The organism is Bacillus luti (assembly GCF_001884105.1).
Classification (GTDB): Bacteria; Bacillota; Bacilli; order Bacillales; family Bacillaceae_G; genus Bacillus_A; species Bacillus_A luti.
In genome coordinates this window covers 27,581-41,402 of record NZ_MACI01000092.1, presented here as the reverse complement: position 1 = coordinate 41,402, position 13,822 = coordinate 27,581, and the positions used below count along the sequence as shown (strand labels likewise).

Annotated in this window: 13 protein-coding genes and 1 other annotated feature; of the genes, 4 read left to right on the top strand and 9 right to left on the bottom strand. The window is 37.7% G+C overall.

The features are described from left to right. Nucleotides 1-2,586: alanine--tRNA ligase (gene alaS, locus BAQ48_RS22640; RefSeq protein WP_071712924.1), on the bottom strand; the 2,586-nt coding region annotated here is incomplete at its 3' end. A gap of 40 nt (nt 2,587-2,626) precedes the next feature. Continuing rightward, nucleotides 2,627-2,846, bottom strand: a binding site (T-box leader). 221 nt (nt 2,847-3,067) lie between these two features. Here alaS and BAQ48_RS22635 point away from each other — a divergent pair. Next, entirely contained in the window at nt 3,068-3,412 is a 345-nt protein-coding gene (locus BAQ48_RS22635) for a PH domain-containing protein (RefSeq protein WP_071712923.1), read from the top strand. Between the two features lie 43 nt (nt 3,413-3,455). Here the strand turns inward: BAQ48_RS22635 and BAQ48_RS22630 are convergent, their stop codons facing one another. Next, complete coding sequence (locus BAQ48_RS22630) at nt 3,456-4,523, bottom strand: AI-2E family transporter (protein ID WP_071712922.1); 1,068 nt, start codon at nt 4,521-4,523, stop codon at nt 3,456-3,458. A 176-nt stretch (nt 4,524-4,699) separates the two neighbouring features. Between BAQ48_RS22630 and BAQ48_RS22625 the strand changes: the two genes are divergently transcribed. Then, on the top strand, nt 4,700-4,912 hold the full coding sequence (locus BAQ48_RS22625; RefSeq protein WP_000242555.1) for a hypothetical protein: 213 nt from the start codon (nt 4,700-4,702) through the stop codon (nt 4,910-4,912). Between the two features lie 34 nt (nt 4,913-4,946). Here the strand turns inward: BAQ48_RS22625 and BAQ48_RS22620 are convergent, their stop codons facing one another. The 7 genes from BAQ48_RS22620 to cymR form a co-directional block, all read right to left on the bottom strand. Beyond that, a complete protein-coding gene (locus tag BAQ48_RS22620; RefSeq protein WP_001026264.1) occupies nt 4,947-5,075 on the bottom strand; it encodes a YrzQ family protein in 129 nt (42 codons plus the stop codon). A gap of 18 nt (nt 5,076-5,093) precedes the next feature. Then, a complete protein-coding gene (locus BAQ48_RS22615; protein WP_000469281.1) occupies nt 5,094-5,282 on the bottom strand; it encodes a hypothetical protein in 189 nt (62 codons plus the stop codon). A gap of 127 nt (nt 5,283-5,409) precedes the next feature. Continuing rightward, the gene (gene recD2, locus BAQ48_RS22610; protein ID WP_000528055.1) at nt 5,410-7,746 is read right to left on the bottom strand and encodes an SF1B family DNA helicase RecD2; all 2,337 of its coding nucleotides are present in this window, start codon (nt 7,744-7,746) and stop codon (nt 5,410-5,412) included. A 95-nt stretch (nt 7,747-7,841) separates the two neighbouring features. After that, the gene (locus tag BAQ48_RS22605; protein ID WP_016086179.1) at nt 7,842-8,501 is read right to left on the bottom strand and encodes a tetratricopeptide repeat protein; all 660 of its coding nucleotides are present in this window, start codon (nt 8,499-8,501) and stop codon (nt 7,842-7,844) included. 109 nt (nt 8,502-8,610) lie between these two features. After that, nucleotides 8,611-9,726: a tRNA 2-thiouridine(34) synthase MnmA gene (gene mnmA / locus BAQ48_RS22600; RefSeq protein WP_071712921.1), complete on the bottom strand. Its 1,116-nt coding sequence runs from the start codon at nt 9,724-9,726 to the stop codon at nt 8,611-8,613. A gap of 16 nt (nt 9,727-9,742) precedes the next feature. Beyond that, entirely contained in the window at nt 9,743-10,888 is a 1,146-nt protein-coding gene (locus BAQ48_RS22595) for a cysteine desulfurase family protein (protein WP_071712920.1), read from the bottom strand. A 35-nt stretch (nt 10,889-10,923) separates the two neighbouring features. After that, entirely contained in the window at nt 10,924-11,340 is a 417-nt protein-coding gene (gene cymR / locus BAQ48_RS22590; RefSeq protein ID WP_000704116.1) for a cysteine metabolism transcriptional regulator CymR, read from the bottom strand. A 291-nt stretch (nt 11,341-11,631) separates the two neighbouring features. On the opposite strand from cymR, the gene BAQ48_RS22585 reads away from it, so the two are divergent. Continuing rightward, entirely contained in the window at nt 11,632-12,918 is a 1,287-nt protein-coding gene (locus BAQ48_RS22585) for a replication-associated recombination protein A (protein ID WP_071712919.1), read from the top strand. Between the two features lie 37 nt (nt 12,919-12,955). Continuing rightward, entirely contained in the window at nt 12,956-13,597 is a 642-nt protein-coding gene (locus BAQ48_RS22580; protein ID WP_071712918.1) for an RsfA family transcriptional regulator, read from the top strand. The last annotated feature ends 225 nt before the right edge of the window (nt 13,598-13,822 follow it).

Below are 13,822 nucleotides of genomic sequence, written 5' to 3'. Positions count from 1 at the left end.
AGCTGGGTTTTTACCGCCTGCTTGCGCCATATCAGGACGGCCGCCACCGCCACCGCCGCAACGAGAAGCTACTTCTTTCACAAGCTTACCAGCATGGTAACCTTGACTAATTAAGTCTTTTGTTACACCTGCTAGAATGTTTACTTTATCGTCATTTACAGAAGCTAATACGACAACTGCTGACTCTAATTTATTTTTCAGGTCATCCATCATTGTACGTAAGTTGTTCATATCTGCAACGTTTACTTTCGCCGCTAATACGTTCACGCCATCAACTGTCATTACTGAATCCGTTAAGTTTCCAGCTTCGATATTGCTTAATTTCGCAGCAAGAGATTCGTTTTCTTTTTGCAGTTGTTTCACTTCAGCAAATAGACCATCAACTCTTGTTAAAATATCTTTCGGATTTGTTTTCATTTTTCCAGCTGCTTCTTTTAATAAGCCTACTTGATCGTTCATTAATTCGTATGCAGACTTACCAGTTACTGCCTCAATACGACGAGTTCCTGCACCGATACCAGACTCAGCAACGATTTTGAAAATACCGATAGAAGCTGTGTTATCAACGTGACAACCACCACAAAGCTCTAAGCTGTAATCGCCAACTTGTACAACGCGTACAACATCACCGTATTTTTCACCGAATAATGCCATTGCGCCCATTTCTTTCGCTTCTTCAATTGCTTTTTGAGAAATCTCAACATCAATACTTTCCCAAATTTTCTCGTTTACAATACGCTCAATTTTTTCTAATTCGTCAGCTTGTACTTGACCGAAGTGAGAGAAGTCAAAGCGTAGACGTTCAGAAGTTACAAGAGAACCCGCTTGGTTAACGTGCATTCCAAGTACATCTTTTAATGCTTGGTGTAGTAAATGAGTTGCTGTATGGTTTTTCACAACGCTACTACGGTTCTTTGTATCAATAACAGCTTTCACAGCCGCGTCTTTCGTTAATGTACCTTCTTCCACAACTACTTTGTGTAAGTTTTGACCATTTGGTGCTTTTTGTACGTCTTTTACAAGCACTTTCACGCCATCAGCAAGAAGGTAACCACGGTCTGCAATTTGTCCACCGCTCTCAGCATAGAATGGTGTTACATCAAGCATTAATTGTCCTTCTTCACCAGCTTGTAAGCTGTCTGTGTATTCACCGTTTTTCACAAGTGCAACAACATTACTTTCTGTTGCAACTGTACCGTAACCAACGAATTCACTTGCTACTTTAACTTCCCCAAGGACACCACCTTGAACTTGCATAGAATCAACGTCTTGACGAGCAGCACGTGCGCGCTCACGTTGTTTTTCCATTTCGCTTTCAAAACCTGCTTGATCCACTGTCATTCCAGCTTCTTCTGCATATTCTTCTGTTAATTCAATAGGGAAACCGTATGTGTCGTATAGACGGAATGCATCTACTCCAGAAATAACAGTTGTTTTTTCTTCTTTTGCTTTCGCAATAACTTCAGCTAAAATTGCTTCACCATCATGAAGTGTTTCATGGAAACGCTCTTCTTCATTTTTCACAACTTTTTCGATGAAATCTTTCTTTTCAAGTACTTCCGGATAGAAGTCTTTCATTACTTCTCCAACAACCGATACTAATTCAAACATGAATGGACGGTTGATGTTTAATTTCTTCGAGTAACGAACCGCGCGGCGTAATAAACGACGTAATACATAACCACGGCCTTCGTTAGATGGAAGAGCACCGTCACCAACAGCGAATGTTACTGTACGGATATGGTCAGCAATTACTTTAAACGCCATATCTTTTTCTAAGTCACCATTACGATACTTCTCACCAGAGATTGTTTCTGTTGCACCAATCATTGGCATGAATAAGTCTGTGTCAAAGTTTGTAGGCACATCTTGAACGATAGATGTCATACGCTCTAGACCCATCCCTGTATCGATGTTTTTCTTAGGAAGTGGTGTATATGAACCGTCTGGATTATGATTAAATTGAGAGAATACAAGGTTCCATACTTCTAAGTAACGCTCGTTTTCTCCGCCCGGATATAGTTCTGGATCACTAAAGTCATTACCGTAAGCTTCTCCGCGATCATAGAAAATCTCTGTATTCGGTCCACTTGGTCCTTCACCGATATCCCAGAAGTTTTCTTCTAAACGGATAATGCGCTCTTTCGGAACACCCATTTTCTCATTCCAAATTGTGAATGCCTCATCATCTTCTGGATGGATTGTAACTGATAATAACTCCTTATCGAATCCGATCCATTTGTCGCTCGTTAAGAATTCCCAAGCCCAAGTAATTGCTTCTTCTTTAAAGTAATCACCGATTGAGAAGTTCCCTAACATTTCAAAGAATGTATGGTGACGAGCTGTTTTTCCTACGTTTTCAATATCGTTTGTACGAATTGATTTTTGAGCATTTGTAATACGTGGATTTTGCGGGATTACGCGTCCATCAAAATATTTTTTTAATGTTGCTACACCACTGTTAATCCAAAGAAGAGATGGATCTTCGTGTGGAACTAGTGATGCACTAGGTTCTACTGCATGTCCTTTTTCTTGGAAAAAGTCTAAAAACATTTGACGAATTTGAGCGCCTGTTAGTTGTTTCATTGTATTTTCCTCCTTAAATATAAAAAACTCCCGCCCCTATAAAAGGGACGAGAGTTAACTCGCGATACCACCCTAATTATGAATTGATTACGATACGAATCAATTCATCACCTCATGGTGCCGTAACGTGGCAAGACGGCAGTGATTAGCTGCTCTCAGGATTAGCTTTCTGTTACCCTTCATTTAAAGCTTCTTTCAGCCATATGGAAGCTTCTCTCTATAAATGGACTGTAACGTACTTGTTCCGTCATTGATTTAATGTATTATATGACTAAATATAATAGAATTCTCTTAAGTTTGTCAATGTGGATAATCATTTATCTTATATCAATCGCTTATTAATCATAGCTATTCTACTATTCATTCTTAACAGCCTTTTCATATATTATGCATTCATTAACAAATTGCACTACTTCTATAAACTTTTCTGAATATTATATTTTGTTATAATTAAATTATCAATAATAAAGGAGCGATTATAATGACAACCTTGTTGAATAAAGCTAAAAATATGTTAACGAATGACGAAACGATATTATTGTACACTGCATGTTCATTAGATATATTTATTTATCGTTCCGTCGCAAGACCAGGACTATTAATTTTAACGAATAAACGGCTCTTCTTTTACGGACCAGATGTAAGTAAGAACCCATTATTTGAAGAGTACTCTTTCGCAAACATTTCTAATCTAAAAGAGCAGAAGCGTCTTTTCAGTAATCAAATTGTATTTATGTATGATAATGAATGGAAAAGAATAAAACATATTCAAACAAATGATGTGAGCTCACTCGTTCAAAAAATATACGAACAGCTCTCTAAATAAATATATCATTAGCCCTCTATTCCATAAATAGAGGGCTTTCACATTAAACATCTTCTCTTTTCCAAAGAGGTCTCACATGCACAATAACTGTACGAATAACAGCTAAAATAGGAACCGATACTAGCAAGCCAACAATCCCAGCTACCTCTCCTCCAACTAGTAATGCAAGCATAATAATAACTGGATGCATTCGAAGCGACTTACCAACGATATAAGGCGATAAAATGTTACTTTCCAAAAATTGCAAAATAGCGATCGTAATTCCCGCCTTAATGAGTAAACTCGTTGATACCGTCGCTGCAATCATCAACGTCGGAATCGCCCCTAAAATAGGACCAAAGTATGGGATTATATCCGTTACCCCAATAATAATACCGAGTAATAATGGATACTTCATACCAATAAACCAAAAAGAAAGAACAGATACTCCCCCTAATACTAAGCAAACAAATAACTGTCCTCGAATATAACTTCCGAGCGATTTATCAATTTCTTTCGCAAGCATTTGACCCGTACTACGCCATTTACTCGGGACTAGTTTCCAAAATATATGATAAAACTCACCGTAATCTTTTAATATGTAAAATACAATGAACGGTATTAAGAAAATAATGAGCAACGAATCAAGTACACCACGAGCTGTACTCATCACTTTATTTAAAAGTGCTTGAATTTTCGTTTCTACACCACCAAAAATTTGTTTCACCTTTTCATGAATAAATGATGGGAAATTTGCTGTTTGTTCTGTAACCCCATCCATCCAAGAATCGTACATTTTTGTAAACTGCGGAAATTGTTCATTAATCTCTTGTAACTGCTTAATAACAACTGGTGTTCCTTTATAAATCCCATACCCAATCCCACCAAAGAACAGAATGTAAATGAGCAAAATAGCAAGCGTGCGAGGCATTCCCTCTTTATGAATTTTTTCAATTAAAGGATGCAATAAATAAGCAATAAAACACGCAATAAGAAACGGTGTTATCGCCACTTTAAATACAAAAATAATCGGCGCCCATAGCGGCTTAATTTTTAAAAAGACAAGCAAACAAAGAAATACAAGTAACAATAATCCTAAACGATATATCCAAATGATTTTAAGATTCTTCACACGAAAAACCTCCTCCACCTTTATTTTGAAAATAAATAGGGTAGGTTATGTGCAAAACTTTTAAAATCTTTTCATACAGACAATACTGTTTTGTAAAGACGTACATATATTTAACATAATAAGGACAACCACCCCTGAGAGTACAACATGGAACAATATAATCAGGAGGGCTCGCTATGGTTTTGTTTATGCTTGTATTATCTGCACTTTTTATGATTCTTGAATGGGTTTGTATCGGGTTTGGTATTTGGAAAGGTTTCTTTATTCGTTCCTCACGAAAAGAAAGAGCGAAGCAATTATTTCATTACGGCATGCTTGGCGTTGGATGTTACGGCCTATCTTATCTCTTCTCTGAAATTGGACTGTTATATTTGCATACAAGCGCATAAAAAAACTCCCTTATCAGGAAGGGAGTTTTTACGCTTATAAATAAGATTTAATCATCTTACGTGCTTTTTTCATATTGCGTTTTGAAAATACATCTTGTTTGCGAGCATATTGATATGCTGCTGCTCCAACACCTAATGCGATTAATGAATTGCGTATATTCAAAGTAAATCCCCCTTTTCGTTATCCGATCGTTCTTTCATTCTCATCAAATAAATCATCAAGAGAGCTTAACGAACCATCTTCTTCTACTTGATGCGTATGGATTTTCCCCTTTGAAACCGATAATTCGATATAACAATTCCAGCAATAAAATTGGTTGACACCTATTTTTCCAATGTCTTTCCCTTTGCAATTTGGACAAATGAACATATGGCTTTCATCTCCTTACAGTCTCCCAGATTCTATTCGCCATTATGTCCAAACCGCATTCATTTATACATTACTGGAGCCTTTCAACGTTATACGTTTGAAAGTTTCACTATATAATTTCACCTTGTTACATGAAATCATACGGTGAAATGTTTTCCACGTCCATTTCTTCGCCATTAACTGTTACCATCTGTACTTCTCCTTGTGATTCCTGCAATCGACTAGCTAAAGTCGTTTGACGCATCGCATCATCAAGGCGATTTACACCAGACTGGAAAGCCGCTTCCTCCCCGCAAATAATAAGGAACTTCTTACTTCTTGTAATGCCCGTGTAAATTAAATTACGACGTAACATACGGTTGTAACTTTTTACAATCGGCATAATCACAATCGGAAATTCACTACCTTGTGATTTATGAATGGAACAGCAATATGCATGTGTAATTTGATTTAAATCTGGTTTCGTATACGTAACTTCAATTCCATCAAATGAAACGATAATCATATCTTGTTGTTCAACATTTTCTTTCGCATAAAATACCGAAACAATTTCTCCAATATCACCATTAAACACTTGGCTTTCTGGCTGATTGACGAGTTGCAGCACTTTATCGCCTCTTCGGTATACAACATCACCGTAAGCAATTTCTTTACTCTTTTCCCTTTTCGGATTAAATACTTGTTGCAGTGCTTCATTCAGTACATTAATGCCAGCAGGTCCGCGGTACATTGGTGCTAATACTTGTACATCTCTTGCACTAAAACCTTTTGTCTTAGCATTTTCACAAACCTTTTTGACAACCTCAACAATTTGAGCCCCTGTACAGCTAATAAACGAACGATCTTTTTTATTTTGCGCTAAATCTGGCGGAAGCGTGCCATCTTTTATTGCATGGGCAAGTTGAATAACAGATGACCCTTCTGCTTGACGATAAATTTCTGTAAGCTTTACTGTCGGAACTGCACCTGCATTTAATAAATCTTTTAACACTTGTCCAGGTCCTACAGATGGTAACTGATCTTCATCACCTACAACGATAACTTGAATGTTTGTCGGCAATGACTTAAACAGCTGATTTGCAAGCCAAATATCAACCATCGAAAACTCGTCAATAATGAGTAACTTCCCTTGAACCGGATCCGTTTCATTGCGCTGAAAAGATCCTTCTGGCGTCCAGCCAAGCAAACGATGAATTGTGCAAGCCGGAAGTCCTGTTGATTCGCTCATTCGCTTCGCTGCTCTTCCTGTTGGAGCCGTTAATAATATCGGAAATGGATTATCATCACTATATTCATTCGGATTTAACGATAACCCGTGAAGTGACGCATACATTTCAACAATACCTTTAATAACAGTTGTTTTTCCTGTTCCTGGTCCACCTGTTAATAGCATCATCGGCTTATGAAGCGCCGTTTGAATTGCTTCTTGCTGAAATGGTGCATATTGTACATTCAGCTGTTCTTCAATTTCACCTAATGTCTTTAACACTTCCGCTTCAGGGAATGAAGGTGTTTCTTCTTGATTCATGAGCCTGCGAATAGACTTTACAACACCCTTTTCAGAGTAGAACAACGATGCTAAATACACTCGTTCTTCTTCAATGATGACTTTCCCTTCACTTTGCATCATTTCAACGCAGGCTATAATATCTTCCTCCGTCACTCTTCCTTCTTGATTATTTAAAAGTGACATCGTTTCTCTTACAAGTTGATCTTTTCCCATATAAACGTGGCCGAGTTGCAAGGATACATTCTCTAACGTATAAAAACATCCCGCACGCACACGGTCATCATGATTACCCGATATCCCCAACGCACGTCCTATATCATCTGCTCGTCCAAATCCAATCCCGTCAACCTCTTCGATAAGTTGATATGGATTATTCCGAATCACTTCTAATGTCATCTCTTTATATTGCTGATAAATTTTAATAGAAAGCTTCGTTCCAAAACCGTAACCATTTAAAAAGCTCATTACTTTCTCTAACCCTTGATGCTCAACGATTGTCTCATATATTTCCTGCGCTTTTTGCTTGTTGACAACACCATTTAACGCATCAGGATCATCCATAATTTTAGAAATAGCATGTTCCCCAAGATGGTCCACAATTTTTTCAGCTGTACGCTTTCCTATGCCTTTAAATAAATCACTCGCTAAATATTGCACCATACCGGCTTTTGTTTGCGGCAATTCTTTTTTAAATGTTTCAACCAAATATTGTTTCCCATACTTTGGATGATCTTTAAAATGACCTGTCAATGTAAACACTTCATCTTCATGCATGCGGGGAAAATGACCGTTTATCATTACTTTTTTTTCATCGTACGTTTCATTTGTTTCAATGATTTTCATACTGACAACGGAATAGAGGTTTTCTTCGTTGTGGAAAATGGTATGAAGAACTTGCGCTTTTATAAATTTTTTCTCTTCCTCGAACAAATCCATTGCATGTTGATTTCCCATCTTTCCTCTCCTTCCCGATATTTTCACTTTAATGAGCAGTACATCCCCCACCTTTTTAGATGAGGGATAACTACCCATTAAACTACATATTCATCTTATTCAGCTTCTTGCTCTAATAAACGAATACCATTACCAGCTAAAAAGTGATCTGGTTGAATTTCTGTTGCTTTCTTAAATAGAGCAAGGGCCTTCTCGTTATTTTCTTCAAATACGTAAGCAACACCTAAATTATAATACGCATCTGCATGCTCTTCATCCATTTCTAATACCTTTTCAAAATAAGGTTTCGCCTCTTGAATGTGCTCTAATCGTGCGAAGCAAAGTCCACACTGGAATACAGCCTCTACATCATTTTCATCTAATTCAGTTGCTCTTTGTAAGAAAGGTAGTGCAAGACGATCATTTCCAAGTTGCACATGTGTGATACCTAGCATAAATGTTACATCAGCTGATTGTAATCCCGCTTGCATTGCTTGTTCAAATACAGCTTTAGCCTCTGCAAATTGCTCTTGACCGTAATATACGTTTCCTAAGCCATAATAAGCAGCTGCGGATTTATCATCTAACTCTAATGCACGTTTATAAAATAAAATCGCTCTTTCACTATCGCCTAATACATCTAATAAATTCGCAAAGTTAATGTAGCCAAGCGCATCTTTCGGATTTTCTTCGATTGCTTCTGTAAAATTTTTAGCCGCTTCTTCCCAGTTTCCTTCTTGCATATATTGAATACCTGTTTCAAGTTTGTTTGACATGTCCTTCACCTCTACAACAAATTATAACAAAGAATGTATTTTCCAAGCGAACGAAAATTCGCTTTATGTAAAAGAAACCTCTAACCGCTAATCGGCAGAGGCTTCTCGTTTATCCTAAATAATCTAATTTATTACCACTACGGTATACTTCATCGATTGTAGCACCGCCTAAGCACTCATCCCCATCATAGAAAACAACTGCTTGTCCTGGTGTAATTGCACGAATTGGCTCGTCACAAAGAATACGAACTGTATTTTCATCAACGATTTGAACCGTTACTTTGTTGTCTTCTTGACGATAACGGAATTTCGCTGTGCATTTAAATTCTGCTTCTTTTACTTTGTTACTTACCCATCCTACATTCGTAGCAATAACTTCATCGCCATATAGAAGTTCGTTATGGAATCCTTGATCAACATATAAAATGTTTTCTTTCAAATTTTTCCCAACAGCAAACCACGGATCACCGTTACCACCAATACCAAGGCCATGACGTTGGCCAATTGTATAGTACATTAAACCGTCATGCTTCCCTTTCACTTCGCCAGATAATGTTTGCATCACACCTGGTTGTGCTGGTAAATAGTTACTTAAGAAATCTTTAAAGTTACGCTCACCAATGAAGCAAATACCAGTACTATCTTTCTTCGCCGCCGTCGCTAAACCAGCTTCTTTCGCCATTTCACGAATTTGCGGTTTCTTTAATTCGCCTAATGGGAACATTGTTTTTGATAATTGCTCTTGGCTTAATTGATTTAAGAAGTACGTTTGGTCTTTATTGTCATCAACGCCGCGAAGCATTTTATATTCGCCGTCCATATAAGCAACACGTGCATAATGGCCTGTCGCTACATAATCCGCACCAAGCGCAATTGCATGCTCTAAAAAGGCTTTGAATTTAATTTCTTTGTTACACATTACATCTGGGTTTGGTGTACGACCAGCTCGGTACTCGTCCAAGAAGTACGTAAATACTTTATCCCAGTATTGTTTTTCAAAGTTTACTGCATAATACGGAATACCGATTTGGTTACACACTTCAATTACATCATTGTAATCTTCTGTTGCTGTGCAGACACCATTCTCATCTGTATCATCCCAGTTTTTCATAAAAATTCCGATTACATCATAACCTTGCTCTTTTAATAAAAGAGCTGCTACAGATGAATCGACGCCACCGGACATCCCGATGACAACGCGTGTTTCGTGAGGTAGTTTGTTCATCATGTCACCTCCCATACTAATTTTGTGTTAATCGCTTCACGATTTTCACTGTTTCGTACGCCGCTTTCTCAATTTGCTCTTTCGTATTTCCAAGTCCGAAACTAAAGCGTACGGATGAACGTATTTGATCGGAATCTTTCCCGAACATCGCCACTAATACATGTGATGGATCAATCGAACCGGCTGTACAAGCCGAACCGCTTGATACTGCAATGCCAGCTAAGTCTAAGTTTACAAGAAACGGTTCAATATTCATCCCTGTAAAACTTATATTCAACACATGTGGTAATCGATATTCCAAGTTTCCGTTTACCTCGAAAGTAATGTCTTCATTTTTGAAGACAGATACCATTATATCTTTAAACTCTTCATATTGGGCATTTTTTTGCTCACGAGTTTTTTCAGCTATAAAAATTGCATGCTGAAGCCCAACAATACTAGGTACATTTTCCGTACCAGCACGGCGTTTTCTTTCTTGCTCCCCGCCTATTAATAACGGTTCAAATTTCACATTTGCACCAGCGTATAAGAACCCTACACCTTTTGGTCCGTTAATTTTATGAGCTGAAATTGATAGTAAATCAATACCAAACTCTTTCACATTAATTTCTACTAAACCGTAAGCTTGTACCGCATCTGTATGGAAATAAGCTTGATGCTCTTTTAGCAGCTTACCTATTTCCGCAATTGGTTGCATCGTCCCAACTTCATTATTCCCAAACATAACAGATACAAGAATTGTCTCTTCTGTTAATGCCTTTTGTATGTCAGAAACTTGAACGCGTCCTGTTTCATCAACAGGTAAATATGTCACTTCAAACCCTTCACGCTCTAACAATTCACATGTATGCAAAATTGCATGATGTTCAATTTGCGTCGTTATAATATGGTTACCTTTATGACGGTTCGCACGCGCTACACCGATAAGTGCTAAATTATCAGCTTCTGTACCACCGCTCGTAAATATAATTTCATTCGGATTTGCGTGAATGCTCCGTGCACACACGCGTCTCGCCTCATCTACTGCATGGCGCGTTTGACGTCCATAAAAGTGAATACTAGACGGGTTTCCGAATGTTTCTGTCATATATGGAATCATCTTTTCGACCACTTCTGGGTGAGTCGGAGATGTCGCAGCATGATCTAAGTAAATGCGTTCCATTAAATCTCCTTCTTTCCAAATCGTTTCACAAGGAATTAAATGTAAAACATATAGCCCCCGTGATTTTCTTCCTCATAACGTACTAAATCTTCTAACGTTGTACTATCTAACACTTCTTGCACCGCATCACGAACACGCATCCATAATTGGCGTTGTGCTGGTTCTTCTTCTTCAATCATTTCTACAACACTAATCGGACCCTCTAATACACGGATTACATCTCCAGCTGTAATGTTAGCTGGCTGATCAGATAACACGTATCCGCCATATGCACCACGCGTACTCTTTACAAGACGAGCGTTACGAAGCGGTGAAATTAATTGCTCTAAGTAATGTTCCGATAAGTCGTGCGCCTGCGCAATTGATTTTAATGAAATCGGACCTTCACCAAACTTTTTTGCAAGATCAATCATAATTGTTAAGCCGTAGCGGCCTTTCGTTGAAATCTTCATCTATTTTGCACCTCTTTTCAAATTTTCACTTCTATTAGTTATATCTTATTTATATAAGAACACAATTTAAAATCCTATGAAATTATAGCATAATATAGTATTATAAGAAATTTCAACTTGTGTATCAAAATGATAACATAAAATCACATTGAAAAACTCGGAAATTATTACAATTGAAAGAAAAATGAAAATATTTATACTCATTTTCCCCACAAACAGCATCTTATTTCAAATTCCATTACAAAAAATGATACGATAGAGTGAGATTATACATTAAGGGAGAAGGTCAATATGAAACAACCACTCGCACATCGAATGCGCCCTACAAATATTCAAGAAATTATTGGGCAACAGCATTTAGTTGGTGAAGGTAAGATTTTATGGCGAATGGTCCAAGCAAATCATTTTCAATCTATGATTTTATATGGGCCTCCAGGTACAGGAAAAACATCAATCGCTAGCGCAATCGCAGGAAGTACTGGTACCCCGTTTCGTCTATTAAACGCTGTTACCCATAATAAAAAAGATATGGAAGTTGTCGTACAAGAAGCAAAAATGCATCGACATCTCGTTTTAATTTTAGATGAAGTGCACCGTCTAGATAAAGCAAAGCAGGACTTTCTATTACCTCATTTAGAAAGTGGGCTTCTTACTTTAATTGGTGCAACGACGAGTAATCCGTTCCATGCTATTAATTCTGCTATTCGAAGTCGTTGTCAAATCTTCGAATTACACGCATTAACAGAAGATGATCTTTTAATTGGCTTAAAACGAGCACTTGAAGATAAAGAAAAAGGTCTTGGAGAATATAATGTAACAGTTACGCCTGAAGCATTACATCACTTTGCAAATGCATCAGGCGGAGATATGCGTTCCGCTTATAATGCACTTGAACTAGCTGTTTTATCTAGCTTTACAACTGATGACAAAGCTGCGGAGATTACGCTAGAAATCGCAGAAGAATGCTTGCAAAAAAAGAGCTTCGTTCACGATAAAGGTGGAGATGCTCATTATGACGTATTATCAGCATTTCAAAAATCAGTACGCGGAAGTGACGTGAATGCAGCACTCCATTATTTAGCACGTCTTATTGAAGCTGGTGACTTACAAAGTATCGGTAGGCGTCTACTCATTATGGCATATGAAGATGTTGGACTCGCTAGCCCGCAGGCTGGACCACGTACACTAGCAGCAATTGAATCAGCTGAACGAGTTGGGTTCCCAGAGGCGCGCATACCACTTGCGAATGCCGTTATCGAGCTTTGCTTATCACCAAAATCAAATTCAGCTTATAAAGCACTTGATGCCGCATTACACGATTTACGTAATGGACAAACAGGTGATATTCCTAGTCATTTAAAAGATAGTCATTATAAAGGCGCCGAATCACTTGGAAGAGGCATTGGATACTTATACCCACATGATCAGCCAAACGGCTGGGTACAACAACAATACTTACCTGACAAAATTAAAAACAAGCAATATTATAAACCGAAAACGACAGGGAAATTTGAACAAGCACTTTCTACTGTGTATGAAAGATTACAAAGTTCGAATAAAACAAAAAATAAAGGGTAACATAAACGAAAACGTCACCATTACGGAGGCTTCGCTTATGAAAACACGTCAAGATGCATGGACAAAAGAAGACGATCTCCTTTTAGCAGAAACTGTTTTGCGACATATTCGCAGCGGAAGTACACAAATAAAAGCGTTTGATGAAGTTGGCGATGCTTTAAACCGTACTTCCGCAGCTTGTGGTTTTAGATGGAACGCTGAAGTAAGACAAAATTACGAAGATGCAGTACAACTTGCAAAAAAACAGCGTAAAGAGTTAAAACGTTCTGAAGCTAAAATAGAAAAAGAGCAATTTACAAAAACTCCTCAACTCGTAATCGATGCTGAGTTTTCAGAAGATATTACGCCAAGTAAACAAGAACTTACAATGCAAAATGTCATCGCATTTCTGAAAAATTTGGAGCACAATAACCCTTCACTTGCGAAATTACAAACTGAAAATGACGTATTACAAGATCAGCTCACTTCCTTGAAAAAAACGAATCATGAACTTGAAACAAAATTAGCTGTACTCACAAAAAAACAACAAGCGATCGAAGAAGATTACGCCATGCTTGTTAGAATTATGGACCGCGCTCGAAAACTCGTTTCAGTTGAAGAACAAGAAGAACAGATTGCTCCAATTTTCAAAACAGATCAAAATGGAAATTTAGATATTATATATTCTGCAGAGAATTAAAAAGGATGTCACCTAGCCCAATTTTCCGGCTAAGTGACATCCTTTTTTGTTTCCTCTGTGGACAGCGTATTGGTAAAGGCAATTATATCGGCGATTCGACAAGGAATATCGATTTACCGACAAATATTCACAAAAAAGCCGACCTGTCGTATAAGGTAGCAATTGGAATTAATTGGATAAACTTCAATTACATGTTACTATAAACATATACGATTGAAAGGAGCT